Below are 24,333 nucleotides of genomic sequence, written 5' to 3' on the forward strand. Positions count from 1 at the left end.
GGCGGAGGCCATGACTCGTCTCGCCATCCTGACCCCTGCCGCCGGCGTCTACGGACACGCCTGGCAGGACAATTTCGCTCGCTACGAAGCCGCCCTGACCCGGCGCGGCTTCCAGGTCGAGGCCATGGACTGGCTGCAGGCCGCCGACAGCGGCGCCGACGCGGTCCTGCCGTTGCTGGCCTGGGGCTACCACCTGCGGGTCCCTGAATGGCTGGCCATGCTCGACGCCGTCGAGGCGCGCGGCCTGACGATGATCAATCCGGCGCCGCTGCTGCGCTGGAACACCCGCAAGACCTATCTGGCCGAGCTGGAGGACGCCGAGGTCCCGGTGGTGCCGACCGTCTTCCTCGACCATCCGACCCTGCCCCAGATCGAGGCGGCCCGCGACCTGCTCGGCGGCGGCGAGATCGTGGTGAAGCCCCAGATTTCCGGCGGCTCGCACGAAACCGTCCGCTTCGCGCCGGGCGCGCTCTATGAGGGCGGCCCCACCGGCCCGACCATGATCCAACCCTTCCTGCCGTCGGTGGCCGGCGAGGGCGAGCTGTCGCTGCTCTACTTCGGCGGCGTCTTCAGCCATGCGGTCGGCAAGGTCGCCCAGGGCGGCGACTTCCGCGTCCAGCCGCAGTTCGGTTCGAAGATCGGCCGGGCCGAGCCGTCGCAAGAGGCGCTGGAGGTCGGGGCGGCGGTGTTCGCGGCGCTGGACAAGGCTCCCGCCTACGCCCGCGTGGACCTGATCCGCCATCTGGACGGCTCGCTGCGGCTGATGGAGCTGGAGGTCCTGGAGCCCGACCTGTTCCTGCAGTACGCGCCGGAGGCGGAGGACCGGCTGGTCGAGGCGGTCGAGAGCGCGCTAGTCTAAGACCCTCCCCTCTGGGGGAGCATCCACGCCTGCTTAACCCCCGACGAACAGCTCCCGCGAAGGGCACAGGTCGCTGACCTGGCATTCCAGGCACTTGGGCTTGCGGGCCGCGCAGACGTAGCGGCCGTGGAGGATCAGCCAGTGATGGGCGCGGGTCAGGTAGGGCTCGGGCACGATGGCCATCAGGTCCTGCTCCACCTTGTCCGGGGTCTTGCCGCTGCTGAGCTTCAGCCGGTGCGAGACACGGAAGACGTGGGTGTCGACGGCGATGGCCGGTTCGATGTCCAGTTCGTTCAACACCACGCTGGCGGTCTTGCGACCCACGCCCGGCAAGGCCTCCAGGTCGGCGCGGTTCAGCGGAACCTGACCGCCGTGCCGGTTCAGAATGATCTCTGACAGGGCGATGACGTTCTTGGCCTTGTTCCGGAAGAGGCCGATCGAGTTGATGTAGGGGATCAGCCCCTCGACTCCGAGCGCGGCCATGTCCGCCGGGTTGTCGGCGACGGGGAACAGCTTCGCGGTCGCCTTGTTGACCCCGACGTCCGTCGCCTGGGCCGACAGCGCCACCGCTACGACCAGGGTGAAGGGGTTGGAGAAGTTCAGCTCGGTCTTCGGGGTCTCGGACAGCGTCGAGAAGCGTTCGAACAGCTCGTCGACCCGCGCGCGTTCCTTGGGGCTCAGGCGTTTACGGCGAACCGGCGTCTTCATCGGCGCGACAATGCCTCGCGTCGCATCGCTCGCCAAGCCGGCGGCGGAAGCCTATGTGTCGCCTCATGGCCGGGCCTCTCTACATGGACGCGGTGATCCGCCAGAACGCCTCCCTGAGTCCGACGGGGTTCAAGGTGCTGCTGACCGCCGTCGTGGCCTTCAACGTGGTCTTCGCGGTGTTCCTGTTCGTGCTCGGCGCCTGGCCTGTGCCCATTTTCCTGGGCCTGGACGTGCTGGCGGTCTGGCTGGCCTTCCGCGCCAGCTTCCGCGCCGCCGAACGCAAGGAGCATGTCCGCGTCTCCGCCGAGACGGTCGAGGTCTCGCTGGAGGCCGAAGGCCGCGAGAAGCGGGTCTGGACCTCGCCGACCGCCTTCACCGGCCTCGATGTCGAGGCCTTCGGCCAGGACGACACCAAGGTGCGGTTGCGCATGCACCGGCGGCGCTACCTGGTCGGGCGGGCCCTGAGCCCCGGCGAGCGGGCCGACCTGGGCCGCGCCCTGGACGACGCGATCCGCGCCGCCCGGGCCGAGCGCTACCCGGCCGCCTGACCGCAAGAACCGGGTGGAGCGGCATGAGACCGACGCCTACCTTCACCGCATGGCCTACGACATGACCCAAGATCCGAAGCCTGCCGCCGACATCATCCGCCTGGAAGAGCGCGCCCGCGACTACGACCGCATGGAGCGCGCGCTGGACTGGCTGGCCGACCGTTGGCAGGACCACCCCTCGCTCGACCAGGCCGCCGACGCGGTCGGCCTGTCGCCGTTCCACTTCCAGCGCGTCTTCACCCGCTGGGCCGGCGTCAGCCCTAAGACCTTCGTGGGCGCCATCGCCCATGCCGAAGCGCGCCGTAGTCTGGAGCAGGGCGCCAGCGTACTGGACGCCGCCTTCGACGCCGGGCTGTCGGGGCCCTCGCGCCTGCACGACCTGTTCATCGCCCACGAGGCGGTCACGCCCGGCGACGCCCGCCGGCGGGGCGAGGGCCTGAGCCTGCGCTGGGGCTTCGCCCCGACGCCGTTCGGCCGCGGCCTGTTCGTGGTCGCGCCGCGGGGGCTGGCCGGCCTGGGCTTCGCCGACGAGGGCCAGGAGGACGCCGCCTTCGCCGACATGCACCGCCGCTTCCCGGCGGCCGAATGGATCCGCGACGACGACGCGGCCCGCGCCATCGCGCTGCAGGCCTTCTGCGGCGAGGGCGGCCCGCTGCCGGTGGTGCTGATCGGCTCGCCGTTCCACGTCCAGGTCTGGAAGGCGCTGCTGCGCATCCCGACCGGCCAGACCGCGACCTACGCCGATGTCGCCGCCTGGGCCGGCAAGCCGAAGGCCTTCCAGGCGGCCGGCGCCGCGGTCGGAGCCAATCCGGTCAGCCTGCTCATCCCCTGCCACCGCGTCATCGCCCGCGACGGCCGCCTGACCGGCTACCACTGGGGCCTGGCCCGCAAGGCCGCGATGCTGGGCATGGAGGCCGTGGCCCGGGCGTCTTAAGGCCGTGCGTGGTTCGAGACGCGGACCTGAGGGTCCGCTCCTCACCATGACGAATGTAGATTGGCTTCTACTGACCTCGTCATCCTGAGGAGCGAGCATTGCGAGCGTCTCGAAGGACGCAAGGCCCCTACCGCTTCGCCAGCTCGATGCCTTTCACGATGGCGAACTTGGCGAGGTTGGCGCCGGGGATGAACAGGTTGGCGGCCTCGGCGCCGACATCGAGCAGGAACTGCGGCTCCAAGAGCTTGCCCAGGTGCTGTTCGAAGGTCGAACCGCCGGTCCGCGCCTCGCCGCTGAGGGCGTCGAACTCGACGATCGCCTCCTTGCCCTGCCACTTGAAGCGGAAGGCGTAGACCGGCCGGTAGTAGAGCTCGATCGCCTCCAGCCGCACCGTCTCCTCGGTGACCCTGTCGGCCTCGATCCGGCCGATGGCGCTGGCCACCACCTCGCGCACCAGGGTCGAGGCCTTGGCTTCCGATGGGACGACGATCGTGCCTTCGCCCGTCAGCGCCGCCAGCATCTCCGCCGTGGCCTCGGCCGCCGGATGTCGCAGATAGTCCGACAACGCCGGGTTCTGGGCCTTGGTCAGGCCGTCGAAGAAGACCTCCTTGCCGCTCTCCTCGCGGCAGACCTCGACGCCCGAGATCTGGAACCTGCCGCCGGCCACCGCCCGCGTCTCACCGCCCAGCACCACCGACTGGACTTCCGGGGCGACGTTGACCGCATACTCGCGCCGACGCTCGTAGGCCTGCACCGTCGAGCAGGCGACGCGCCAAAACGGCTGCAGCCGCCGCTCGCGATAGCTGATCTCGAATTCCTCGTCCTTCGGCTGCTTGAGGAAGCCGGTCATCTTGGCCAGCGTGCCGAAGGCGTCGATGCGCTTGGTCCAGGCCCGCCCCTCGGCGTGTTCCATGGAGAAGCGGTCGGCGAGGATCAGAATCCGTTCGTCGGCGAGCTCGACGTTCATCGCGGGGCCTCCCTGCGGAAGCCCCCACAATGAACCCCGTCAGGAAGAGGGGCTAGGCGGGTGATTCCCCAGATCCCCTCTCCTTCCGGAAGGGATCAGAGGATGTACCGGCTCAGGTCCGTGTCCGCCGCCAGGGCGCCGATGCGGTCCTTCACATAGGCGCCGTCGATCTTCACCGACTGACCGCCTTTGTCCGAGGCAGTGAAGCTGATCTCTTCGACCACCTTCTCCAACACGGTCTGCAGCCGGCGGGCGCCGATGTTCTCCACACTTCCGTTCACCGCCACGGCGGCGTCGGCCAGAGCGTCGATGGCGTCCTCGGTGAACTCCAGCGTCACCTCTTCGGTGGCGAGCAGCGCCTGGTGCTGGCGGATCAGATTGGCCTCGGGCTCGGTCAGGATGCGACGGAAGTCGTCCCGCGACAGAGCCTTCAGCTCCACCCGGATCGGCAGGCGGCCCTGAAGTTCCGGCAGCAGGTCCGACGGTTTGGCGACGTGGAAGGCGCCCGAGGCGATGAACAGGACGTGGTCGGTCTTCACAGGCCCGTACTTGGTGGAGACCGTCGTGCCCTCGATCAGCGGAAGCAGGTCGCGCTGAACGCCCTCGCGGGAAACATCGGCGCCCGAACGGCTGGAGCTGCTGGCGACCTTGTCGATCTCGTCGATGAAGACGATGCCTTGGTTCTCCGCCAGTTCCAGGGCCTCCTGGGTCAGGGCCTCCTGGTCGAGCAGCTTGTCGCTCTCCTCAGCCAGCAGCGGGGCGTGGGCGCCGGCGACGGTGGTCTTGTGCGTGCGGGTGCGACCGCCGAAGGCCTTGCCGAACATGTCGCCCAGATTGAGCATGCCCACCGAACCGCCCGGCTGACCGGGGATGTCCATGCCCTGGAAGGGCGAGGAGGTGTCGGCCAGCTGCAGCTCGACCTCCTTGTCGTTCAGCTCGCCGGCGCGGAGCTTCTTGCGGAAGGACTCTCGGGCGGCGGTCGAGCCGGGGCCGGTCAGGGCGTCGAGGATGCGCTCCTCGGCCGCGGCCTCGGCGCGGGCCTTCACGGCGGCGCGGCGCTTGTCGCGCACCATGGCCATGGCGCTCTCGACCAGGTCGCGCATGATCTGGTCGACATCGCGCCCGACGTAGCCGACCTCGGTGAACTTGGTCGCCTCGACCTTCAGGAACGGCGCCTGGGCCAGTTTGGCCAGGCGACGGGCGATCTCGGTCTTGCCCACGCCCGTCGGGCCGATCATCAGGATGTTCTTCGGCGTGACCTCGTCGCGCAGGTCCTCGGGCACCCGCCGCCGCCGCCAGCGGTTGCGCAGCGCGATGGCTACGGCCTTCTTGGCGTCGGGGTGGCCGACGATGAAGCGGTCCAGTTCGGAAACGATCTCGCGCGGGGAAAACTCGGTCATAGGTCCTAGGAAGGGCAGCCTCTAGTTCGCGGGCGGCTGCGGCGGCGTGACCAGCAGTTCGTCGAACACGATCCGCCAGCCCTCGGGCCGTCGCTGCCACACGCGCACATAGTGACCTTTTCCCGGCTGTCCATCCTTCAGCCAGTCAATCGCGCCATAGGTCCAGGCCAGATCGCCCGCCTCGGAGGCCTCGCTGCCCAGGGTGCGCATCTGCGCCGTGGCGGCGCGGGTCTTCAACTCGACCTCGCCGCTCCGGCAGTCGGTCGCCGGCGCCGCGGGCGAGCCTTGCACCCGGCCGTCGCAGGCCAGCACCGTCAGATAGGCGGCCAGCAGGTCTTTGCGCGCCGCCTTGGCGAGCTCGTCCTCGGCCTTGAGCACCTGAGTCAGGGCCAGACCCGTCTCGATCGGCTCGACCCCGGAAGGCTTCAGGTACCCGACCGCTCCTCCCGGGCCGGGCGCGCCCTCGGCGCTGCTGCTGGTCCCGCCGTCGAAGAGCCACTTCCACTCGCCGTCCATCTGCCGCTTCCAGACCGTGAAATAGTAGCCGCGCCGCTTGCCGCCGAGGCTGTAGGGGCCGGTGGTGAACCCCAGATCGCCTGATCTGGAAATCCCCGCCCATTGAGGCCACCATTCCAGCTTTGGATCGTCCGGCTTGCCGTCGGGCGAGGCCTCCAGACTTTCGTGGGCGTTGACCGGCTTCGGCTGGATGACGATCGCCCGAGGCGAGGAGTGCTTCAGGAACGATCGCTTGATCCCCATCGCATAGCCGTCGGCCGCGAAGGCCCGCTCCGCGGCGACCACGGCCGCCGGGGTGGCCGACTCCGCCGCGAGGGCGACTCCGGCCGAGGCCGACAGGATCAAGGCGAGGGTAGCGACGGGGCGCATGGCGATCATCCTCCGTGCCCCGATTGACGCCATTGTCGCCCGCCTGTCGCGTTAAATCGACGACAGGCGGCGTCGGGCCTACAGGCTTTCGACAGTCAGCGAGCCGTTGGTGTAGACGCAGATGTCGGCCGCGATGCCCATCGCCCGGCGGGCGACTTCCTCGGCCGACAGGTCCGTGTTCTCGGCCAGGGCCCGGGCCGCGGCCAGAGCGTAGTTGCCGCCGGAGCCGATCGCCGCCACGCCGCTCTCCGGCTCCAGCACGTCGCCGACGCCGGTGACCGTGTAGATGGCGGTCTCGTCCGCGACGAGCAGCATGGCCTCCAGCCGGCGCAGGTAGCGGTCGGTGCGCCAGTCCTTGGCCAGTTCGACGCAGGCCCGCGCCAACTGGCCCGGGAACTGCTCCAGCTTGGCCTCGAGCCGCTCGATCAGGGTGAAGGCGTCGGCCGTCGCGCCCGCGAAGCCGGCGATCACCTTGCCGCCGGCCAGGGTGCGAACCTTCTTGGCGTTGCCCTTGACCACGGTCTGGCCCATGGAGACCTGACCGTCGCCGGCCACCACGGTCTTACCGTTCTTGCGCACCGCCAGGATGGTCGTGCCGTGCCAGTCGGGGAAGGATGTCGCGTTCTGCATGGCTCGCGATGTGGCGGCGCGCCCGCTCTAGGTCAAGTTTGGCGAGGTCAAGACGATGACGTTTTCGGAGCAGGAAGTCGAACGCTACGCGCGCCACCTGGTCCTGCGCGAAATCGGCGGTCCGGGCCAGCAGCGGCTGAAGGCGGCCAGCGTCCTGATGGTCGGCGCCGGCGGGCTGGGCGCCCCGGCCGCGCTGTACCTGGCGGCGGCCGGCGTCGGCCGGATCGGCCTGGTCGACCCCGACACGGTCGCCCTGTCGAACCTGCAGCGGCAAGTGATCTACAGCCTGGCCGACATCGATCGCCGCAAGGTCGACGCCGCCGCCGAGCACCTGCGCGTGCTGAACGACGAGATTCGGATCGAGACCCACGCCCTCGCCGTGACGCCCGGCAACGCCGCCGCTCTCGTCGCCGGCTACGACCTGGTTCTGGACGGCACCGACGACTTCGCCACCCGCTTCGCCGTGTCCGACGCCTGCCTGGCGCACGGCAAGACCCTGGTCAGCGGCGCCATCGCCCGCTGGACGGGCCAGGTCGGCGTGTTCGCCGGCAAGCCCTGCTACCGCTGTCTCGTGCCGGAGATCCCGCCCGACGCGGAGACCTGCGTCTCGGTCGGCGTCGTCGGCGCGATCGGCGGCGTCATCGGCTCGATGATGGCGCTGGAGGCGGTGAAGATCATCGCCCAGGCGGGCGAGCCGCTGCTGGGCCGGCTGCTGATCTACGACGCCCTGGCCGGCGAGACCCGCACCGTCCGGATCGGCGCCGACCCCGCCTGTCCGGCCTGCGGGAGCGCCTAGGCCCCCAGCCGCGGCTCCAGGAAGCCGATGACCTTGGTCAGGACGTCCATGGACTGCTGCGGCGTCCAATCGCGGTGCCCCATGTCCTCGATCTCAAGGTATTCGACGGTCTTGCCGGCCTTCCTGAGGGCGTCCCGCATGCGTTTGGACTGCTCGTACAGGACGATCGTGTCCTTCTTGCCGTGGACCAGCAGGACCGGCGCCGCATAGGCGGCCGCCTGCCGCCGCGGCGAAGCCGCCTCCAGCATGGCCCGATCGGCGTCCGGGTCGCCGATGCTCTTCTTCCAGTAGAGATAGGACGGCGACTGCAGCCCTTCCTCCCGCTCCGTGGCCAGCAGCTCGGGCAGGTCGCTGACCCCTGCGATGGACACTACCGCCTTGTACTGCTCAGGCTTGCGCATGCCGCCTGCCAGAGCGGCATAGCCGCCGTAGCTCGCCCCCATGATCGCGATCCGGCCAGGGTCGACCCGTCCGCTCTTCACCAGGTGGTCGACGCAATCCTCCACGTCCTCCTGCATGCGACCGCCCCATTGGCGCCAGCCTGCCTCGGTGAAGGTCCGGCCGTAGCCGGCGGAGCCGCGGAAGTTCGGCTGCAGCACCATCCAGCCCTTGGCCGCCAGGGCCTGGACCCAGTCGTCCCAGCCGAGCCGGTCGCGAATCTCCGGACCGCCATGCGGCAGCACCACCAGCGGCCGGGGGCCCGTCCCGACGATCGGCGCGGTCAGATAGGCACGCAGAGCCTGGCCGTCACGCGCGGTGATCGACAACGCCTCCATCGGCGCCAGCCGCTCCGGCGTCAGCCAGTCCCGGCTCGCGCCGAGGTTCTCCAGCACCTTCGATGTCCGGTCGTAGAAGACGTAGGCGCCCGGCTCCTTGGGGCCGGACACGAACAGCAGCAGCCGGTTGGCGGCCTTGTCCATGCCCACGATCGCGACGTTGTTGGCCTTGCCGAAGGCCCCGTCGATCGCCCGGTACGGCGCCGCCATCGCCGGATCGACGAAGTCGTAGCCCTGGCGGTCGTCGAGATAAGCGGCGGCGAAGAGACGGTCCGAGGCGTCGTTCACGGTGGTTTCGACCGTATGGCGCGCCTTGCGCACCACGCCGGTGATCTGACGCGTGCGCAGATCGAAGGACTGCACGGCCTTGGCGCCGTCCTCCTGGCCGTCGCTGGCGACCACGAGCACCACGTTGGAGTCTTCGGTCGCCGCGACGAGGCCGAACTCCAGCCGACCATGATCGCCGATCCGCATCTGGCGATAGGGTGTCCAGACCGTCTCGCCGGGCGCCCGGATCGCCAGCGTGACGACGGTGCCCCGCGGGTTGACGCCATAGCGCGCCACCGGAACGCCGTTGAAGCTCGTCCACCAGCGGGTGCTGTCTTCACCGCGCTCCAGGAGGGTCGCCGCGCCCGTGTCCACATTGACCTTCTGGAGCGTCCAGACGCCGCGCTCGTAGTCGCCGACCTGCATGACGATGTGGTTGGGGTCGTTGGGCATGAAGTCGACGACGGACGCGAAGTCCAGGCCGCCCCGGAACTGCCGCCGCTTGTTGTCCAAGAGCACGACGGCCTTGGTCCCGTCGGCGCCGATCGCCAGGATCTGGCGCGCGACGATCGTCTCGTTCTGCGTCTGCGTGCCCGGACCGCTGACCGACATCTTGAACTCGCGCTTCAGCCAGACGAGCAGACGCTGCTCGTTGGCCCAGGCGACGGCTTCGATGTCCATGCTGTCGCCGAGGTCCAGCCGACGTCCGGGCTGGGCCAGGTCGTCCGCGTTCAGCATGACGATCGAGCTCTTGAACCAGCCGCCCTCGGTCGGCGTGCGTCCCAGGATGGCGATTTGCTTGCCGCTCGGCGACAGGGCGGCGTCCAGCAGGCCCGGCTCGCGGAGGATTTCGTAGAGGCTCGGCGGCTTGGCGGCGGCGAACGCACGACCGCCGGCAAGGAGCGGGACCGCAACGGCGCCCGCCAAGATCGCTCTACGAGAAAAATGCAACTCAAAGCCCCCCGGCAAACGCACGCGCCGGGAAGGTGTCGGTCGACGACGTCGCCGTCAACCGATCCTAGAGCATGGACGGAATCACCCGGTCCGGCGGACGGTGACCGTCCATGAAGGTCTTGATGTTGACGATGACCTTCTCGCCCATGTCGATCCGCCCCTCGACCGTGGCCGAACCCATGTGCGGCAGCAGCACGACGTTGGGCAGCTTGAGCAGCTTGGGATTGATCGCCGGTTCATGCTCGTAGACGTCCAGGCCGGCGCCGGCGATCTCGCCGCGGGCCAGCATGTTGGCCAACGCTCCCTCGTCGATCACCTCGCCCCGGGCGGTGTTCACCACCACGGCGTGCGGCTGCAGCAACTTCAGGCGCCGCGCCGACAGCAGGTGGTAGGTCGCCGGCGTATGCGGGCAGTTGATGGACACGATGTCCATCCGCGCCAGCATCTGGTCCAGACTCTCCCAGTAGGTCGCCTCCAGCTCCTCGGCGACGCGCGGGCTGACCGGCTTGCGGTTGTGGTAGTGGATCGACAGGCCGAACGCCTTGCCGCGCCGCGCCAGGGCCTGGCCAATACGGCCCATGCCGATGATGCCCAGCCGCTTGCCCCACAGGCGGCGGCCCAGCATCCAGGTCGGCGACCAGCCATGGAAGTCGCCCGACTGGACGACATTGGCCCCCTCCACCACCCGGCGGGTGGCGGCCATGATCAGGCTCATGGTCAGGTCGGCGGTGTCCTCGGTCAGGACGCCCGGCGTGTTGGTGACGATCAGGCCGCGCTGGTTGGCGGTCGCGACGTCGATGTTGTCCACCCCGGCGCCGAAGTTGGCGATCAGCTTCAACCGCTCGCCCGCCCGGGACAGGATACGCGAATCGAGCCGGTCGGTGATGGTCGGGACCAGCACGTCGCAGCGGCCCATCGCGTCGACCAGATCCTCCGGCGACATCGGCCGGTCATCGACATTCAGCTCGGTGTCGAATAGCTCCCGCATCCGGGTCTCGACCGGATCCGGCAGCTTGCGCGTGACGATGACTTTCGGCTTCTTGGCGGCCATGGACGCTTTCGGTGACGGCGTTGGCCCCTCAGGGGGTCGGCGAACCCTTAGCAAAGGCCCGGCGGGGGGCCAAGGGAAGGCGAAAAAGTGGGGCCGATAGAAAAGCTGGCGCCGACGAAGACGGCGATGCTGCTCGCAACCTCGGCGATCCTGCTGCTGGCGGGGTGCAATCGCCAGGGCGAGCAGGTCTGCGACACGCCCTCCAGGCTGCCGGTGCCGCGCTTCGTGGCGCTGGAATACAACACGATCAACGCCCGCAAGGGCCCCGGCGAGGACCACCGGATCCTCTGGACCTGGCACGCGAAGGGGATGCCGGTCGAGGTGGTCGCCGAGACCAGCGACTGGCGGAAGGTGCGCGGCCCCGACGGCGCCGCCGCCTGGGTGCACAAGCGCGGGCTCGACGGCCGGTCGATGGTCATGCGGACCAAGCCCGGCGCCGCCGCCGTGCTCGCCCAGCCCAAGGACGGCGCCCGCGTCGTCGCCTGGCTGAAGCCCAATGCGGTGGCCGCTCTGGAGAAGAGCGAGGGCGACTGGCGCAAGGTCAAGGCGTCCGGCCGCAGCGGCTGGGTGAAGGCCTCCGAGGTCTGGGGCGCGGGCGGTGCGACGCCCTGCCTGCCGCGCGAACGTTGAGGCGAACGGGCGCGCGTGCTACCCCGACCCCGAATTTGACGGCCGCGCGGCAGGCGCGGCGCCCTCTCGGTGACTTGATGACCGCCCAGCCCAGCTACACCTACGAAGAACTGCTCGCCTGCGGGCGCGGCGAAATGTTCGGACCGGGCAACGCCCAGCTTCCGCTTCCGCCGATGCTGATGTTCGACCGCATCACCAACATCAACGCGGACGGCGGCGAGTTCGGGAAGGGCCAGGTCGTGGCCGAACTCGACATCAAGCCGGACCTCTGGTTCTTCGACTGCCACTTCCAGGGCGATCCGGTGATGCCGGGCTGCCTGGGTCTGGACGCCATGTGGCAGATGGTCGGCTTCTACCTCGGCTGGATCGGCGGCCTGGGCCGCGGCCGCGCCCTGGGCGTCGGCGAGGTGAAGTTCACCGGCGAGATCACGCCGGACACCAAGCTGGTGACCTACCGCGTGGAACTGAAGCGCGTGATCAACCGCAAGCTCGTTCTGGGCATCGGTGACGGAACCGTCGAGGCCGACGGCAAGGTCATCTACGAAGCCAAGGATCTTCGAGTCGGCTTGTACGTGCGCTGACCGGGCGCAGAACCGGACGCGCAGGGGTTCGTTCCTTCGGGAGCGAACGGGGGAAGACATAAGGAGCTAACATGCGGCGCGTAGCCGTCACTGGTATCGGCATCGTCTCTTCGATCGGCTCGAACGCCAACGAAGTCACCGCTTCGCTGCGCGAAGCGAAGTCCGGCGTGAGGTTCAGTCAGGAGTACGCCGATCTGGGCTTCCGCTGCCAGGTCGAGGCCGCGCCCGACTGCGACTGGCAGGCGATCGTCGACCGCCGCGCCGCCCGCTTCCTGGCCGACGGCACCGGCTGGGCGCACGTCGCCATGGAGCAGGCCATCGCCGACGCCGGCCTGGAAGAGGGCGAAATCTCCAACGACCGCACCGGCCTGATCGTCGGTTCGGGCGGCCCCTCGACCAAGGTCATCGTCGAAGCCGCCGCGATCACCCGCGAGAAGGGGCCCAAGCGCGTCGGCCCGTTCGCGGTGCCCAAGGCGATGAGCTCGGGGCCGTCGGCGACGCTGTCGACCTGGTTCAAGATCCGCGGGATCAACTATTCGATCAGTTCGGCCTGCGCGACCTCGACCCACTGCATCGGGGCGGCCTACGAGCAGATCCTGATGGGCAAGCAGGACACGGTCTTCGCCGGTGGGACCGAGGAGCTCGACTGGTCGCTGTCGAACCTGTTCGACGCCATGGGCGCCATGAGCAGCAGCTACAATGACCGCCCCGCGGTCGCCAGCCGCGCCTACGACCTGAACCGCGACGGCTTCGTCATAGCCGGCGGCGCGGGCATCGTGGTGCTGGAAGACCTGGAGAAGGCCAAGGCCCGCGGCGCCAAGATCTACGGCGAGATCGTCGGCTACGCCGCCAACTCGGACGGCTACGACATGGTCGCCCCGTCGGGCGAGGGCGCCGCCCGCTGCATGAACCTGGCGCTGCAGGGCGCCGGCGGCCGCAAGATCGACTACCTGAACCCGCACGGCACGTCGACGCCGGTCGGCGACATCAAGGAGATGGAGGCGGTCCGCCAGGTATTCGGCAAGGACGCCCCGGCGATCTCCTCGACCAAGTCCCTGACCGGCCACAGCCTGGGCGCCGCCGGCGCGCAGGAGGCGATCTACAGCCTGCTGATGCTCAACAACGGCTTCCTGGCCGAGAGCGCCAACATCGAGACCCTCGACCCGGCGTTCGAAGACCTGCCGATCCTGCGCAAGCGGGACGATCGTCAGGTCGAGACGGTGATGTCGAACAGCTTCGGCTTCGGCGGCACCAACGGCTGCCTGATCATGGCGCGGGCGTAGGGACCTCACCTCGTCATCGTCGCGCTTGTTTCGACGACCCTGCGTGACGAGCCAAAGCGATAAGGGCGCGGAGCGATCCGCGCCCTTTCTGCGTCAATGGCGATCATGGATCCTCGCGACGACCGCGAGGATGGAGACCCCGTCTACCCCTTCGCGCTCGGCCGGTGCGACATGCCCATGTAGACGCCGCCCGTCTTCAGTTCGGCGACCATCTGGTCGATGCGTTTGCGGCGCGTGTCATCGCCCTTGGCCTGGCCGATCCAGCCGACATAGTCGTTGCGCTGGTAATGCGGTCGCGCGTCGTAGTCCGCGCGGACGCCCCCGGCCAGCAGGGCCTCCGCGACGTCGTCCGGCATCGGGTAAGTCGGTCGCTTGCTCATCGGTCCCCCTATCGCGATCTTGCCCGAATACGCGCAGCCGTCCAGAAAGGCCGTCGACAGCCGGCCTCAGGCGGCGCGAACCACGGATGTTTTCCCAATGGCCGACGACTACAGCTTCCCCAAGGGCGATCTGATGAAGGGCAAGAAGGCCCTGATCACCGGGGTGGCCAACCACAACTCCATCGCCTGGGGCATCGCCTCGCAGCTGGCCGCCCAGGGCGCCGAGCTGGCCTTCGCCTACCTGCCGGACATGGAGAAGCGCGTCCGTCCGCTCGGCGAGAGCATCGGCGTGAAGACCTTCGTCCCGATGGAGGTCACCGACGACGCCTCGATGGACGCCGCCTTCGCCCAGATCGAGAGCGAGCTTGGGACGCTGGACGCCTATCTCCACTCGATCGCCTTCGCCAACAAGGACGAGCTGAAGGGCTCGTTCGTCGAGAACACCACCCGCGAGGGCTTCCTGCGGGCGATGAACATCTCGGCCTTCAGCTTCGTGGACACCGCCCGGCGCGCGGCCAGGCTGATGCCGAACGGCGGCTCGATGGTCACGATGACCTACCTGGGCGCCGAGCGGGTCATTCCGAACTACAACACCATGGGCGTGGCCAAGGCGGCGCTGGAGGCGGCGACCCGCTACATCGCCCGCGACCTGGGCCCCAAGGGCATCCGCGTCAACGCCATCTCAGCCGGCGCCATGCGCACCCTGTCGCTGGCCGGCATCTCGGGCGGCCGCGGCATGCTGAGCCAGGGCCGCGCCTTCAGCGCCCTGAAGGAGGACACCTCGATGGAAGGCGTCGCCGGCGCGGCGCTGTGGCTGCTGTCGGAGCTGGGTCGGTCGACCACGGGCGAAGTGGTCCATGTCGACGCCGGCTTCCACATGATCGGCCTGCCGGACGGCGAGTCGGCGGAAGGCTGATTCAACCTAGGCCGCGTAGGCCGTCATGAAGATCCTGGCGGCCTCGGCCGCCATGGCGTCCATCTCGGCCTCGGTAAGGTCGCTGGGCAGGTTCAGCAGCGCACGCGTCTGCCGCTGGCCCAGCACCATCCCGCCGAAGAACTCCGCCGCCATCACCGGGTCGGGCACGTTCATGCGCCCGGCCCGCGTCTCCAGCTCCAGGAAGCGGGCCAGCTGGGCGCGGCTGCGCATCGGCCCGATCTCGAACACCTCGCGCGCCAGGTCGGGCATCTCGCCAGCGCTCTGGATGGTGATGCGCATCAGCGAATAGTTCTTGTTCACCACGACGGTCAGCAGGGTCTTGGCGTAGGCCGTCAGCGCCTCTTCCGGATGCTCCTCCGCGCCCGGCTCACGCAGCGGCGAGGTGATGCTGTCGACGCGCCGCTCGACCAGGGCGCGGACCAGTTCCGCCTTGCTGCCGTAGTGATTGTAGACCGTCTGCTTCGAGACCCCGGCGCGGCGGGCGATCTCCTCCATCGGCGCGGCCAGGCCCCGCTCCGCCAGCACCGCCGAGGCGGCGTCGAGGATGGCCTCGGTCTTGGCGACGTCGATCTGGCCGGCGACCCGGGGCATGTCAGTGTCCTCTTCCGCCGGACGCGGGCTGATTCTTCGCTGGCGAGGCGAACAACGCCAGCACGCCGGCGAAGGCAAGTCCGACCGCGAGCAGGGCGAAGGCGTCGCCGAAGGCCAGGATCGCCGCTTCGCGATGGATCATGCCGCCGACAGCCTTGTAGCCGGCGCCTTCGGGATCGGCGACGCCCAGCTGGGCCATCCTCGCCGACAGGCCGGCCATCAGGTTCTGGGTCTGGGCGCTGGCGATGCTCATCGCGCTGGTCAGCTCGTTGTAGTGGCGCGCCGTCTGCTGGGTCAGCGCCGTCGACAGCATGGCCAGGCCCACGGCGCCGCCCACGTTGCGGGTCAGGTTCACCAGCGCCGAGGCGTCCTTCATCATATGGACCGGGATGGTGCTGACGGTCATCTGCTGGCTGGCGATCATGGCGATCATGACCCCGACTCCGCGGAACGCCTGCAAATAGGCGAATTCCCAGAAGCCCCAGTCGTTGGTCACCGCATGACCCAGGCCGGTGCCGTAGGCGGCGATGGCGAAACCGAGCACCATGCCGACCCGCGGGTCGAACTGGCGCACGATCCGGCCGGCGATCGGCCCGGTCAGGAACATGGTCAGGCCGGACACCAGCATGGTCGTGCCGGTCTCCGCGGCCGAGTACTGCCGGATCTGCGCCAGGAACAGCGGCAGCACGAAGGTGCCGCCGTAGAGGCTCATCCCCGACACCAGCGTCATGACGATGCCGATGCTGAAGTTGCGGTCGGTGAACGGCTTCAGCGAGACGATCGGCTGCTGGTAGGTCAGCTGTCGCCAGATGAACGCCCCGAAGGTGATGACCCCGAGCACGGTCAGCCACAGGATCATGTCGTCCTGGAACCAGCTGTCCTTGGCGCCCTCCTCGAGAACGTACTGGATGCTGAGCAGACCGATGGCCATCAGACACACGCCCCACCAGTCGATGCCCTTGGACAGGGTGGGATCGCCCTTGTCGAAGTCGCCGTAGCGCCAGACCAGGAACAGGGCCAGCAGCCCGGGCGGGACGTTGACGAAGAACAACCAGCGCCAGCTGGCGATGTCGGTCAGGTGGCCGCCGAGCGTCGGCCCCACCGTCGGCGCCAGGGTGACGATCAGACCGACGATGACGTTGGCGGTGATCCGGCGCTCGGGCGGGAAGATGGTGAAGGCGGTGGCGAACACCACCGGGATCATCGCCCCGCCGGCGATCCCCTGGACCGCCCGCATGAAGATCATCGACTCGATGCTGGTGGTCAGGCCGGTCAGGATCGAGCTGACGATGAACAGGATGCAGGCGCCGATGAAGAACTTCCGGGTGCCCCACATCCGGGTCAGGTAGGCCGTCAGCGGCATGATGACGACCTCGGCCAGCAGATAGACGGTCTGAACCCAGCTCATCTCGTCGGCGCTGGCCCCGATGCCGGATTGGATCTGCGACAGCGAGGCGGCGACGATCTGGATGTCCAGGATGGCCATGAACTGGCCGATGATCATCCCGGAGAAGCCCAGAAAGACCAGCGGCCAGGGCAGGGTCTCGCCGTTCGGCAGGACGAAGCCCTGGGCGGGCCGCTGCGCCGACGGGAGCGGGGATGCGGCGGCGTCGGTCACGGCCGGCTACTGCGACTGGCCGCGGCGCACGAACTGAGTCGAGGCGACCGCCGAATCGGCGAAGGACACCCCCGACTGGTCGCGGACGTCGACCTTGACCTTGACCGACAGCCCAGGACGCAGGCCGCCCCCGAGCGGCGCCTTGCGATCGATGACGATGCGGACGGGCACCCGCTGGGTGACCTTGGTGAAGTTTCCGACCGCGTTCTCGACCGGGATCAGCGCGAACTCCTGGCCGGTGGCCGGAGCGAAACTCTGAACGTGCGCGGCGATCGCCTGGTCGCCGAAGGCGTCCGCCTTGACCTCGACCTTCTGGCCGATGCGCAGGCGCGCCATCTGCGTCTCCTTGAAGTTGGCGACGACATAGGTCTGGCCCAGCGGCACGATGCTCATCAGGGCGGCGCCCGGCTGAACGAGCTGGCCTGGGCGAATGGCGCGGGCGCCCACGACGCCGGCGGCGGGCGCGCGAATCACCGTGCGCTCCAGGTCGAGGCGGGCCTGCTCGACGGCCGCGCGGGCGGCGGCGGCGGCGGCGATGCTCTGCGCCTTGGCCGAGCCGAGCGATTCGGCGCTGCGACGCTCGGCCTCCAGCGCGGCCTGGGCCTGGGCGACGCCGGCCGCCGACTGCTCGGCGCCGGCGCGGACCGTCTGCAGCTTCTGGTCGGAGACCCAGCCCTTGCCGGCCAGTTCGCGATAGCGGCCCAGGTCGGCCTGAGACCGGCCGGCCTCCGCACGGGCCGAAGCGACCCCCGCGACCCGCTCGGCGATCACCGCCTGCTCGAGGGCGGCCTTGTCATCGACCGCCTTCACCGCGGCCTCGGCCGCACTGGCGTTGGCGATGGCCTGGTCGAGCTTGGCCTGGAAGGTGGTGGGATCGATCCGCGCCAGCACCTGGCCCGCTTCGACATGGGCGTTGTCGGCCACCAGCACCTCGACCACGTAGCCGGACACCTGCGGGCTGACCTGGACGGTGTCGGCCTGGACGAAGGCGTTGTCCGTCGCCTCATAGTGATGCTTGTCGATCCACCAGAAGACGCCGCCGACCAGGACGGCCAGACCGACCGCGCCGCCGACGATCAACGGCACGAACTTGTTCTTGGGGACAGACGACATGGGGACCCGGACGCGCTCTCAATTCTGGACCTTACCGTCCAGAGAACGCCGATAGCGTTGCTCGCCGGGCCGGGCAAGCGATAAGTGGACGCATGCGTCCAGCTTTCGCGCGCTAGAGCCCCTCCAGCGTCGCGGCGGCGTGGATCAGGGCCAGCGTCAGGCCGGCGGTCGCCAGATCCCGCAAGCTCCATCGCAGGTTCTCGATCGGCTTGGCCCGGCCGAGGAAGGCGCGGGCGATCGGATCGAAAGAGACCGCTTCGGGCGGGGGGTCTTCGGCGAGGGGAGGGGCGGCGGGGCGTGTCATGGTTCAATTGTGCGGATAAGTTGTAGAAAATCGTTAACTGCAACCATTGCACGCATAACGCGAAACGCGTCGCGCCGGCTTTCCCGGCTCGCGGCGGCGGGCTAGGTTGGGGTATGGCGTCTGAGCAAGCCTCCTCCCCCGTTATCCGCTGGGTCGCGCTCTTCCTCTTGGGCTGCGCCGTCCTCGGCCTGACCCTGGGCTTCCGCGACCAGATCCGGCGCAATCCGCCCGCCTGGTACACGGGCGCGCGCGAGAAGCCGGTCATCGGCGGCGACCTGATCCAGGCGAAGGAGGCGACGCCCTTCGACCCCAACGCCCAGAAGCCGGCGCTTCAGGTCGTCGAGGAGGAAGACCCCAAGCCGAAGGCCGAGGAGCCCAAGCCGGCCGAAACCGCCGCCGCCGAAACGACGCCCGCCGCCGGCGCCGAGGCGGTCGCCGCGCCCAAGCCGAAGACGCCCGCGACGCCTGCGCCGAAGAGCGAACCGCAATCCGACGATCCGGTCGGCGACCTGCTCGAAAGCCAGAAGAAGCCGCCTGAGACCCCGCCCGTCGTTCCGTACTGAGTTCCCATGGCCATCCCCCACGACGCGGACGTGATCATCGCCGGAGCCGGCATGGCCGGCGCCACCCTTGCTCTGGCGCTGCACAGCGGCGGCCTGAAGCCCGTGCTGATCGACCCCATGCCGTTCGACGCCCAGCTCGCGCCGACCTTCGACGGTCGCTCCTCGGCGATCGCCTTCTCCTGTTTCCGGCAGTGGCGGACCCTGGGCCTGGCCGAGGCGCTGGAGCCTCACGCCCAGCGGATGGACGAGATCCTGGTCACCGACGGACGCACGCCGGGCGCCGCGACGCCGGGCCAGAGCCCCTTCTTCCTGCATTTCGACTCCGGCGAGATCGCCGACCGCGTCGAGGGCGAACCGCTCGGCTACATGCTGGAGAACCGCCACATCCGCGCGGGCTTGGCCCAGGCGGTGATCGCCGCCGGCATCGAGGTCCTGGCGCCCGCCCGCGTGGCCGGCGTCGAGGTCGCCTCCGCGGCGGCCAAGGTCACCCTGGACGACGGCCGCGTGTTGAGCGCCCCGCTTGTCATCGGCGCCGAAGGCCGCGGCTCGATCGTGCGCCGCGCCGCCGGCATCGACACCGTCGGCTGGGACTACCCGCAGACCGGCGTGGTCTGCACGGTGAAGCTGGAGCGCCCGCACGGCGGCGTCGCCCACGAGTATTTCCTGCCCGGCGGCCCGTTCGCCATCCTGCCGTTGACCGAAAACCGCGCCAGCCTGGTCTGGACCGAGAAGCGCGACCGCGGCGAGGCCCTGAAATCCGCCCGGCCGGAGGTCTTCCACGCTCACCTGATGCGCCGCTTCGGCGACTTCCTGGGTGAGGTCGAGGTCATGGGGCCGGTGTTCACCTATCCGCTGTCGCTGTCGCTGGCCGAAAAACTGAGCGCCCCGCGCACCGCCCTGCTCGGCGACGCCGCCCACGGCGTACACCCGATCGCCGGCCAGGGCCTGAACCTGGGGCTCAAGGGCGCCGCCGCGCTGGCCGAGGTGCTGGTCGAGGCTTCGCGGATCGGCGAGGATATCGGCTCGGAGGCCGTGCTCGACCGTTACGGTCGCTGGCGGCGGTTCGACACCATGAGCCTGGCCGCCGGCATGGACGCCTTCGTCTGGCTGTTCTCGAACGACAATCCCCTGATCCGCGCCGCGCGCGGCGTCGGCATGGCGGCTGTGAACCGCATCGCCCCTGCGCGTCGCTTCTTCATGCACGAGGCCGGCGGCGCGGTCGGCGACCTGCCCCGGTTGCTGCGCGGGGAAGCGCTGTAGGTCATTGCGTGGTTCGAGACGCCGGCCTGAGAGCCGGCTCCTCACCATGACGAATGTGGGTGGCGATCTATTGAGCTCGTCATCCTGAGGAGCGAGCTCTCAGGCGAGCGTCTCGAAGGACGCAACGAAACTCAGCCCTCCAGCGCCCGGGCCTCTTCCGGCAGCATGATCGGCACGCCGTCGCGGATCGGATAGGCCAGCTTCGCGCCCTGGCTGACCAGCTCGCCCTTTTCACGGTCGTACTTCAGCGGCCCCTGGGTGACGGGGCAGACGAGGATCTCCAGCAGGCGGGGATCGACCTTGGGGGCGTCGGCTTGGCTCATGGGCTTCTTCTAGCCTTGCTGGCCGCTACTGCAAGACGCTCGGATCATCGTCGCCTCCGGCGGCGTCGATCTCGAGCATGGCGGTCAAGGTTTCCGCCCGGTCCTCCACCGTTAACGCCTCCAGCAGCGCCTGCTTCTCGGAAGCGTCGAACGGCAGCCCCATCGCCAGACTGTTGACCAGGGCGTCGACCGGCGCGGACTCCGCCGACTCCCACTCGATGCCGAGACCACGATGGTCGAGATAGCGCGCCAGCGCCGCCAGGAACCGGGGTCGGTCGAGCCGGGCCGAGGGCGGCTCTTCCTTCAGGTCGCCCTCATAGGTCTCGAAGCGCGCCAGCACCTGGCGATAGGGCGTTCGCACCGGCAGTTCGTCGCCGAGCGCGAACCGGCACAGGCCAGTCAGGGTGATCAGGTAGCGGCCGTCGGGCGTCTCGGCGAAGCTGGTGACCCGGCCGACACAGCCGACCGGCGCCAGCGGCGGCCGCTCCCGATCGCCGTGGCGGGTCTGGACCATGCCGATCAACCGGTCCCCCGCCATCGCGTCGTCGACCATGTTGAGATAGCGCGGCTCGAAGATGTTGAGCGGCAGCTGCCCGCCGGGCAGCAGCAGCACCCCGGCGAGCGGAAACACGGGGATCGCCTGCGGAAGGTCTGCGGCCTTGCGATATCCCGTGGGCATGAGCGCTGTCCCTAGCTGAAGAGGATCGACGACAACCGCCGTCGTCCCTGCTTGGCGACGTCCGACATGGGGCCGGCCGCCTCGAAGATGGTCAGAAGCTGCTTGCGCGCCGCCTCGTCGTTCCAGGTCCGGTCCTGCTCGATGATGTTGAGCAGGTGATCGGCCGCGGCGCCCAGGTCGCCCTGCCCGGCGAGCGCGCCGGCGAGGTCGAAGCGCGCCTGATGGTCGGCGGGATCGGCGGCGAGGGCCTTCTCGAACGGCGCGGTCTCGGCCGAACCGGCCTCGGCCAGCGCCAGGGCGGCGCGAGCCGCGTCGAGGTCGGGATCCTTGGCGTCGGCGGGGGCCATGGCGATCAAGGCCGCCGCCTGCTCGACGTCGCCGCCGGCCAGGTAGACCCGCGCCAGTCCGCCGATGGCCTTCACGTTCTCGCGGTCCATGTTCAGAGCCTCGGCGTAGCCCTGGGCCGCGCCGCCCAGATCGCCCAGCTCGAACGACTCCTTGGCCTGGGCGAGCAGCTCGTCGATCTCGCCGGCCGGCGGCGGGCCGACCAGGCGGTCGACGAACGATTTCACCTGGCTGTCCGGCAGAGCGCCCATGAAGCCGTCCACCGGCTGGCCGCCCACGAAGGCGTAGACGGTCGGAATCGACTGGACGCGCAGCTGGCCGGCGAAGCCAGGGTTCTTGTCGACGTCGATCTTCACCAGCCGCACCGCGCCGTTCAGCGCCTTGACGGCCTTCTCCAGCGCGGGGGTCAGCTGGCGGCAGGGGCCGCACCAGGTCGCCCAGAAGTCGACGATGACCGGCTGGGTCTTCGACGCCTCGATGACGTCGGTCATGAAGCTCGCGTCCGAGCCGTCCTTGATGAACTCGCCGGCGGCCGCCTGCGGCGCCGCGCCTTCTCCGATCAGGGTCATTCGGTTTCCCGTCAAGGGACGGCGACAGGCCGTCCCGATGTGCAACGTTTCGCCGCCAAGATGGTCCCAACCGGCGACGTCTTCAACGCTCAGACGACCGCCATCGCCTCGAAATCGACGATCAGCGGCTCGATCCCCACCGCGGCGAGGAAGCGTCGGAAGCCCGCCTGCGACACGGCGGTGGTCGCGGTGTTGATCAGGGGATGGAAGTTCACCGGATCGGAGTCGGCCAGCCCGGCGTCGAGTACGAACCGCACCCGGCGGTCGGAATCGTTGATCAGGCCGAAGGCGGTCACCGAGCCGGGCGTGACGCCCAGGGTCTCCTGCATCAGCTCGGGGCTGCCGAAGCTCAGCCGGGCCGAACCGATCACCGGATGAAGCCGCTTGAGATCGATGCGCGTCTCGCCCAGCGCCGAGATCAGCCAAAGCTGCCCCTTGGCGTCCTTGAGGAAGAGGTTCTTGGTGTGTCCGCCCGGCAGGCCGGCCTTGATCTCGTCGCCCTCGCCGACGCGGAACACCGCCGGATGGTCCAGCGTGGAGTGGGCGATGCCCTGGGCGTCGAGGAAGGCGAACAGGTCGGCGCGGGTCTTCATGCGTCCCGCTTAGCAATCCCCAGCCTCTTGCGGAACCACGCCGGGCGCGCGAGAGGACTTTCCGATCCCTTTGCCTGATGAGCCCAAGCATGCAGCTCGAGTGCTATCCGACGAACCAGCGTCCGCCCGACATCGTCCCCGGCCGTCCGCAGCGGGCCTGGATGGACGCCTTCGCCGAGCGGCATCCCTACCGCTGCCTGCCGCTGTCGATGGCCAACACCACCGGCTGGGAGATTCTCTGCCCGGTCGGGTTCACGGCCGAGTGGAACGGCGGGGCGCACCAGGACTGCATCACCCTGACCCCGGACCATCCCTATCCCGGCTTCGAGGACTTCGCCAAAAGCCACTTCTCGCGCGGGATCGTCACCTTCCACGCCGGCTACCTGTTCCGCACGCCGCCCGGCTGGTCGATGTGGGTGCAGGGCCCGCCCAACCACATCAAGGACGGCATCCAGCCGCTGCAGGGCCTGGTCGAGACCGACTGGCTGCCCTTCCCCTTCACCATGAACTGGATGTTCACCCGCCCCGGCCGGGTGAAGTTCGCCAAGGGCGAGCCCTTCTGCTTCATCACCCTGGTCCAGGACCGGCTGCTGGCCGACGTCCAGCCGGTGACCAAGTCGCTGACCGCCAACGACGACCTGCGCCGCCAGTACGACGCCTGGTACACCCAGCGCTCGGAGTTCAACGCCCGCCTGCTGAAACAGGACCCCGAGGCCGTCCGCGACGCCTGGCAGCGATTCTATTTCCGCGGCGAGCTGCCCGACGACACCGGCCCGGCCCCGGCCGGCCACGTCAACAAGCGGCGTCTGAAGGCCCCGAAACTGGGGGTTTGAGACAATCGAAAAAAGTCTCACGAGAGGCGCTTGCCAAGCCGGGAACGCTCTGCCATAAGCCGCCCTCTCGATTTCGGGACGCCTTCTTTCAAGCGTCTCTGGAGCGCGGGCGTAGCTCAGGGGTAGAGCACAACCTTGCCAAGGTTGGGGTCGTGAGTTCGAATCTCATCGCCCGCTCCATTTAGATTTCGAGACCAAGACGGCCGGGCGAAAGCCCGGCCTTTCTTTTTCCCGCTCACACGCATTTTCACCGTCAACGGGGTTTACGGCCGACCGCTGTTTCGCTGTAGGGTGGCGCCCTCAAGGTCCTCGTCCCCTAGTGCAGGCAGCGCGGTGAGTAGTTCTGATTCTCGACGGCTCATCCCGTCGATGGCGCTTCTGATGCGTTGGGCCGATCTTGAGGGCCGCCCGCGAATCCTGGTCCGCCCGGACGGCGAGCTGCTGTGGTCCAACCTCGCCGCCGACGCCGCCATGGACGAGGGCCTGGACGTTCGCCGGACCGACGGCCGTTTCGAACTGGTCCACCCCGCCGAGCAAGCCGCCTTTCTTCAGTTCCTGTCCGGCGCCTCGGGGGCGATCGGGGCCTGGTGCTCGCCGCAGGCCGGCGAAGGCGTCGTCATCTTCCGGGCCTGGCGCATCGACGTCGAAGGCGACGAGGCGATCGGCCTGGTCTTCCACACCACCGGCGGCGACTATGTTCCGCGCTGGGCCGATTTCGGCCGCGCCCTGGGACTGACCGCCACGGAACACCGCATCGCCCTGCGCCTGCTCGACGGGGTGCGCATCGAGAGCGTGGCCAAGGACATGGGCATCACCCTGGCGACGGCCCGGACTCATGTCCGAAATCTGTACCAGAAGCTCTCGATCGGCTCTCGGGAAGCCCTCTTCCGCCGCCTGGCGCCGTTCCGAATCGCTTAGCCTGCAAGGCTTTGCCGCAGGTCGGCGCCCATCGTCCC

The 24,333-nt window shown here is 69.1% G+C and carries 28 protein-coding genes and 1 tRNA gene; 13 read left to right on the forward strand and 16 right to left on the reverse strand.

The features are described from left to right. Nucleotides 1-10 precede the first annotated feature (10 nt). Complete coding sequence (locus CSW64_RS20800; RefSeq protein ID WP_099623898.1) at nt 11-859, forward strand: ATP-grasp domain-containing protein; 849 nt, start codon at nt 11-13, stop codon at nt 857-859. 33 nt (nt 860-892) lie between these two features. Here the strand turns inward: CSW64_RS20800 and nth are convergent, their stop codons facing one another. After that, a complete protein-coding gene (nth, locus tag CSW64_RS20805) occupies nt 893-1,567 on the reverse strand; it encodes an endonuclease III (protein ID WP_099623899.1) in 675 nt (224 codons plus the stop codon). 65 nt (nt 1,568-1,632) lie between these two features. On the opposite strand from nth, the gene CSW64_RS20810 reads away from it, so the two are divergent. Beyond that, entirely contained in the window at nt 1,633-2,115 is a 483-nt protein-coding gene (locus CSW64_RS20810) for a DUF2244 domain-containing protein (RefSeq protein WP_099623900.1), read from the forward strand. A gap of 49 nt (nt 2,116-2,164) precedes the next feature. Further along, nucleotides 2,165-3,049: a methylated-DNA--[protein]-cysteine S-methyltransferase gene (locus tag CSW64_RS20815; RefSeq protein WP_099624375.1), complete on the forward strand. Its 885-nt coding sequence runs from the start codon at nt 2,165-2,167 to the stop codon at nt 3,047-3,049. A gap of 127 nt (nt 3,050-3,176) precedes the next feature. Here CSW64_RS20815 and CSW64_RS20820 read toward each other — a convergent pair whose 3' ends face one another. The 4 genes from CSW64_RS20820 to hslV form a co-directional block, all read right to left on the reverse strand. Then, a complete protein-coding gene (locus tag CSW64_RS20820) occupies nt 3,177-4,016 on the reverse strand; it encodes a hypothetical protein (RefSeq protein WP_099623901.1) in 840 nt (279 codons plus the stop codon). A gap of 95 nt (nt 4,017-4,111) precedes the next feature. Next, nucleotides 4,112-5,416 (reverse strand): ATP-dependent protease ATPase subunit HslU, encoded by a 1,305-nt coding sequence (hslU, locus tag CSW64_RS20825; protein WP_099623902.1) that lies wholly within the window; start codon nt 5,414-5,416, stop codon nt 4,112-4,114. A gap of 21 nt (nt 5,417-5,437) precedes the next feature. Then, nucleotides 5,438-6,301: a nuclear transport factor 2 family protein gene (locus tag CSW64_RS20830; RefSeq protein WP_150131461.1), complete on the reverse strand. Its 864-nt coding sequence runs from the start codon at nt 6,299-6,301 to the stop codon at nt 5,438-5,440. Between the two features lie 78 nt (nt 6,302-6,379). Continuing rightward, on the reverse strand, nt 6,380-6,931 hold the full coding sequence (hslV, locus tag CSW64_RS20835; RefSeq protein WP_099623904.1) for an ATP-dependent protease subunit HslV: 552 nt from the start codon (nt 6,929-6,931) through the stop codon (nt 6,380-6,382). 55 nt (nt 6,932-6,986) lie between these two features. Between hslV and CSW64_RS20840 the strand changes: the two genes are divergently transcribed. Continuing rightward, entirely contained in the window at nt 6,987-7,727 is a 741-nt protein-coding gene (locus CSW64_RS20840) for a HesA/MoeB/ThiF family protein (protein WP_099623905.1), read from the forward strand. Here CSW64_RS20840 and CSW64_RS20845 read toward each other — a convergent pair. Together CSW64_RS20845 and CSW64_RS20850 are read right to left on the reverse strand one after the other, a co-directional pair. Further along, nucleotides 7,724-9,697: an alpha/beta hydrolase family protein gene (locus CSW64_RS20845; protein WP_099623906.1), complete on the reverse strand. Its 1,974-nt coding sequence runs from the start codon at nt 9,695-9,697 to the stop codon at nt 7,724-7,726. The genes CSW64_RS20840 and CSW64_RS20845 overlap by 4 nt on opposite strands. Before the next feature lie 91 nt (nt 9,698-9,788). Then, the gene (locus CSW64_RS20850) at nt 9,789-10,775 is read right to left on the reverse strand and encodes a 2-hydroxyacid dehydrogenase (RefSeq protein WP_099623907.1); all 987 of its coding nucleotides are present in this window, start codon (nt 10,773-10,775) and stop codon (nt 9,789-9,791) included. Between the two features lie 126 nt (nt 10,776-10,901). On the opposite strand from CSW64_RS20850, the gene CSW64_RS20855 reads away from it, so the two are divergent. The 3 genes from CSW64_RS20855 to fabB all read left to right on the forward strand — a co-directional run bounded on the left by CSW64_RS20855 (nt 10,902) and on the right by fabB (nt 13,269). Beyond that, on the forward strand, nt 10,902-11,405 hold the full coding sequence (locus tag CSW64_RS20855) for an SH3 domain-containing protein (RefSeq protein WP_245863783.1): 504 nt from the start codon (nt 10,902-10,904) through the stop codon (nt 11,403-11,405). A 77-nt stretch (nt 11,406-11,482) separates the two neighbouring features. Then, entirely contained in the window at nt 11,483-11,986 is a 504-nt protein-coding gene (fabA, locus tag CSW64_RS20860; RefSeq protein ID WP_099623908.1) for a 3-hydroxyacyl-[acyl-carrier-protein] dehydratase FabA, read from the forward strand. 71 nt (nt 11,987-12,057) lie between these two features. Beyond that, entirely contained in the window at nt 12,058-13,269 is a 1,212-nt protein-coding gene (gene fabB, locus CSW64_RS20865; protein WP_099623909.1) for a beta-ketoacyl-ACP synthase I, read from the forward strand. Between the two features lie 143 nt (nt 13,270-13,412). Here fabB and CSW64_RS20870 read toward each other — a convergent pair whose 3' ends face one another. Further along, nucleotides 13,413-13,649 carry a YdeI/OmpD-associated family protein gene (locus tag CSW64_RS20870; protein ID WP_099623910.1) on the reverse strand — a complete coding sequence of 79 codons (237 nt, stop codon included), beginning with the start codon at nt 13,647-13,649 and terminating at the stop codon, nt 13,413-13,415. Between the two features lie 97 nt (nt 13,650-13,746). On the opposite strand from CSW64_RS20870, the gene CSW64_RS20875 reads away from it, so the two are divergent. Further along, nucleotides 13,747-14,565: an enoyl-ACP reductase FabI gene (locus CSW64_RS20875; RefSeq protein ID WP_099623911.1), complete on the forward strand. Its 819-nt coding sequence runs from the start codon at nt 13,747-13,749 to the stop codon at nt 14,563-14,565. Nucleotides 14,566-14,571: 6 nt separating this feature from the next. On the opposite strand, the gene CSW64_RS20880 is transcribed toward CSW64_RS20875, so the two are convergent. From CSW64_RS20880 to CSW64_RS20895, 4 genes are all read right to left on the reverse strand, one after another. Further along, a complete protein-coding gene (locus CSW64_RS20880) occupies nt 14,572-15,177 on the reverse strand; it encodes a TetR/AcrR family transcriptional regulator (RefSeq protein ID WP_099623912.1) in 606 nt (201 codons plus the stop codon). A 1-nt stretch (nt 15,178) separates the two neighbouring features. Then, nucleotides 15,179-16,795 carry a DHA2 family efflux MFS transporter permease subunit gene (locus CSW64_RS20885; protein ID WP_150131462.1) on the reverse strand — a complete coding sequence of 539 codons (1,617 nt, stop codon included), beginning with the start codon at nt 16,793-16,795 and terminating at the stop codon, nt 15,179-15,181. A 6-nt stretch (nt 16,796-16,801) separates the two neighbouring features. Beyond that, on the reverse strand, nt 16,802-17,908 hold the full coding sequence (locus CSW64_RS20890) for an HlyD family secretion protein (RefSeq protein ID WP_099623913.1): 1,107 nt from the start codon (nt 17,906-17,908) through the stop codon (nt 16,802-16,804). Between the two features lie 112 nt (nt 17,909-18,020). Continuing rightward, on the reverse strand, nt 18,021-18,212 hold the full coding sequence (locus tag CSW64_RS20895) for a hypothetical protein (RefSeq protein ID WP_099623914.1): 192 nt from the start codon (nt 18,210-18,212) through the stop codon (nt 18,021-18,023). Nucleotides 18,213-18,379: 167 nt separating this feature from the next. Between CSW64_RS20895 and CSW64_RS20900 the strand changes: the two genes are divergently transcribed. Together CSW64_RS20900 and CSW64_RS20905 are read left to right on the forward strand one after the other, a co-directional pair. Next, on the forward strand, nt 18,380-18,775 hold the full coding sequence (locus tag CSW64_RS20900) for a hypothetical protein (RefSeq protein ID WP_099623915.1): 396 nt from the start codon (nt 18,380-18,382) through the stop codon (nt 18,773-18,775). Nucleotides 18,776-18,781: 6 nt separating this feature from the next. Then, nucleotides 18,782-20,035, forward strand: coding sequence for a UbiH/UbiF/VisC/COQ6 family ubiquinone biosynthesis hydroxylase (locus tag CSW64_RS20905; RefSeq protein WP_099623916.1), 1,254 nt, complete (start codon nt 18,782-18,784; stop codon nt 20,033-20,035). A gap of 131 nt (nt 20,036-20,166) precedes the next feature. Here the strand turns inward: CSW64_RS20905 and CSW64_RS20910 are convergent, their stop codons facing one another. The 4 genes from CSW64_RS20910 to CSW64_RS20925 all read right to left on the reverse strand — a co-directional run bounded on the left by CSW64_RS20910 (nt 20,167) and on the right by CSW64_RS20925 (nt 22,544). Then, complete coding sequence (locus tag CSW64_RS20910; RefSeq protein WP_099623917.1) at nt 20,167-20,358, reverse strand: Trm112 family protein; 192 nt, start codon at nt 20,356-20,358, stop codon at nt 20,167-20,169. Between the two features lie 25 nt (nt 20,359-20,383). Further along, nucleotides 20,384-21,037, reverse strand: a complete 654-nt coding sequence (locus CSW64_RS20915) for an LON peptidase substrate-binding domain-containing protein (protein WP_099623918.1) — start codon at nt 21,035-21,037, stop codon at nt 20,384-20,386. A gap of 11 nt (nt 21,038-21,048) precedes the next feature. Continuing rightward, complete coding sequence (locus tag CSW64_RS20920) at nt 21,049-21,951, reverse strand: thioredoxin family protein (protein WP_099623919.1); 903 nt, start codon at nt 21,949-21,951, stop codon at nt 21,049-21,051. A gap of 89 nt (nt 21,952-22,040) precedes the next feature. After that, nucleotides 22,041-22,544 carry a prolyl-tRNA synthetase associated domain-containing protein gene (locus tag CSW64_RS20925; RefSeq protein WP_099623920.1) on the reverse strand — a complete coding sequence of 168 codons (504 nt, stop codon included), beginning with the start codon at nt 22,542-22,544 and terminating at the stop codon, nt 22,041-22,043. An 89-nt stretch (nt 22,545-22,633) separates the two neighbouring features. On the opposite strand from CSW64_RS20925, the gene CSW64_RS20930 reads away from it, so the two are divergent. From CSW64_RS20930 to CSW64_RS20940, 3 genes are all read left to right on the forward strand, one after another. Further along, entirely contained in the window at nt 22,634-23,377 is a 744-nt protein-coding gene (locus CSW64_RS20930) for a DUF6065 family protein (protein WP_099623921.1), read from the forward strand. A gap of 105 nt (nt 23,378-23,482) precedes the next feature. After that, nucleotides 23,483-23,557, forward strand: a tRNA-Gly gene (locus tag CSW64_RS20935). A 201-nt stretch (nt 23,558-23,758) separates the two neighbouring features. Continuing rightward, nucleotides 23,759-24,295: a helix-turn-helix transcriptional regulator gene (locus CSW64_RS20940; RefSeq protein ID WP_150131463.1), complete on the forward strand. Its 537-nt coding sequence runs from the start codon at nt 23,759-23,761 to the stop codon at nt 24,293-24,295. Nucleotides 24,296-24,333: the final 38 nt, after the last annotated feature.

This window comes from Caulobacter mirabilis, from assembly GCF_002749615.1.
Taxonomy (GTDB): domain Bacteria; phylum Pseudomonadota; class Alphaproteobacteria; order Caulobacterales; family Caulobacteraceae; genus Caulobacter; species Caulobacter mirabilis.

Excerpts from the sequence above, each read along its gene's own strand:
- CSW64_RS20800 (WP_099623898.1), top strand. The coding sequence starts at position 11 with ATGACTCGTCTCGCCATCCTGACCCCTGCCGCCGGCGTCTACGGACAC.
- nth (WP_099623899.1), bottom strand. The coding sequence starts at position 1,567 with ATGAAGACGCCGGTTCGCCGTAAACGCCTGAGCCCCAAGGAACGCGCG.
- CSW64_RS20810 (WP_099623900.1), top strand. The coding sequence starts at position 1,633 with ATGGCCGGGCCTCTCTACATGGACGCGGTGATCCGCCAGAACGCCTCC.
- CSW64_RS20815 (WP_099624375.1), top strand. The coding sequence starts at position 2,165 with ATGGCCTACGACATGACCCAAGATCCGAAGCCTGCCGCCGACATCATC.
- CSW64_RS20820 (WP_099623901.1), bottom strand. The coding sequence starts at position 4,016 with ATGAACGTCGAGCTCGCCGACGAACGGATTCTGATCCTCGCCGACCGC.
- hslU (WP_099623902.1), bottom strand. The coding sequence starts at position 5,416 with ATGACCGAGTTTTCCCCGCGCGAGATCGTTTCCGAACTGGACCGCTTC.
- CSW64_RS20830 (WP_150131461.1), bottom strand. The coding sequence starts at position 6,301 with ATGCGCCCCGTCGCTACCCTCGCCTTGATCCTGTCGGCCTCGGCCGGA.
- hslV (WP_099623904.1), bottom strand. The coding sequence starts at position 6,931 with ATGCAGAACGCGACATCCTTCCCCGACTGGCACGGCACGACCATCCTG.
- CSW64_RS20840 (WP_099623905.1), top strand. The coding sequence starts at position 6,987 with ATGACGTTTTCGGAGCAGGAAGTCGAACGCTACGCGCGCCACCTGGTC.
- CSW64_RS20850 (WP_099623907.1), bottom strand. The coding sequence starts at position 10,775 with ATGGCCGCCAAGAAGCCGAAAGTCATCGTCACGCGCAAGCTGCCGGAT.
- CSW64_RS20855 (WP_245863783.1), top strand. The coding sequence starts at position 10,902 with ATGCTGCTCGCAACCTCGGCGATCCTGCTGCTGGCGGGGTGCAATCGC.
- fabA (WP_099623908.1), top strand. The coding sequence starts at position 11,483 with ATGACCGCCCAGCCCAGCTACACCTACGAAGAACTGCTCGCCTGCGGG.
- fabB (WP_099623909.1), top strand. The coding sequence starts at position 12,058 with ATGCGGCGCGTAGCCGTCACTGGTATCGGCATCGTCTCTTCGATCGGC.
- CSW64_RS20870 (WP_099623910.1), bottom strand. The coding sequence starts at position 13,649 with ATGAGCAAGCGACCGACTTACCCGATGCCGGACGACGTCGCGGAGGCC.
- CSW64_RS20875 (WP_099623911.1), top strand. The coding sequence starts at position 13,747 with ATGGCCGACGACTACAGCTTCCCCAAGGGCGATCTGATGAAGGGCAAG.
- CSW64_RS20880 (WP_099623912.1), bottom strand. The coding sequence starts at position 15,177 with ATGCCCCGGGTCGCCGGCCAGATCGACGTCGCCAAGACCGAGGCCATC.
- CSW64_RS20890 (WP_099623913.1), bottom strand. The coding sequence starts at position 17,908 with ATGTCGTCTGTCCCCAAGAACAAGTTCGTGCCGTTGATCGTCGGCGGC.
- CSW64_RS20895 (WP_099623914.1), bottom strand. The coding sequence starts at position 18,212 with ATGACACGCCCCGCCGCCCCTCCCCTCGCCGAAGACCCCCCGCCCGAA.
- CSW64_RS20905 (WP_099623916.1), top strand. The coding sequence starts at position 18,782 with ATGGCCATCCCCCACGACGCGGACGTGATCATCGCCGGAGCCGGCATG.
- CSW64_RS20910 (WP_099623917.1), bottom strand. The coding sequence starts at position 20,358 with ATGAGCCAAGCCGACGCCCCCAAGGTCGATCCCCGCCTGCTGGAGATC.
- CSW64_RS20915 (WP_099623918.1), bottom strand. The coding sequence starts at position 21,037 with ATGCCCACGGGATATCGCAAGGCCGCAGACCTTCCGCAGGCGATCCCC.
- CSW64_RS20920 (WP_099623919.1), bottom strand. The coding sequence starts at position 21,951 with ATGACCCTGATCGGAGAAGGCGCGGCGCCGCAGGCGGCCGCCGGCGAG.
- CSW64_RS20925 (WP_099623920.1), bottom strand. The coding sequence starts at position 22,544 with ATGAAGACCCGCGCCGACCTGTTCGCCTTCCTCGACGCCCAGGGCATC.
- CSW64_RS20930 (WP_099623921.1), top strand. The coding sequence starts at position 22,634 with ATGCAGCTCGAGTGCTATCCGACGAACCAGCGTCCGCCCGACATCGTC.
- CSW64_RS20940 (WP_150131463.1), top strand. The coding sequence starts at position 23,759 with ATGCGTTGGGCCGATCTTGAGGGCCGCCCGCGAATCCTGGTCCGCCCG.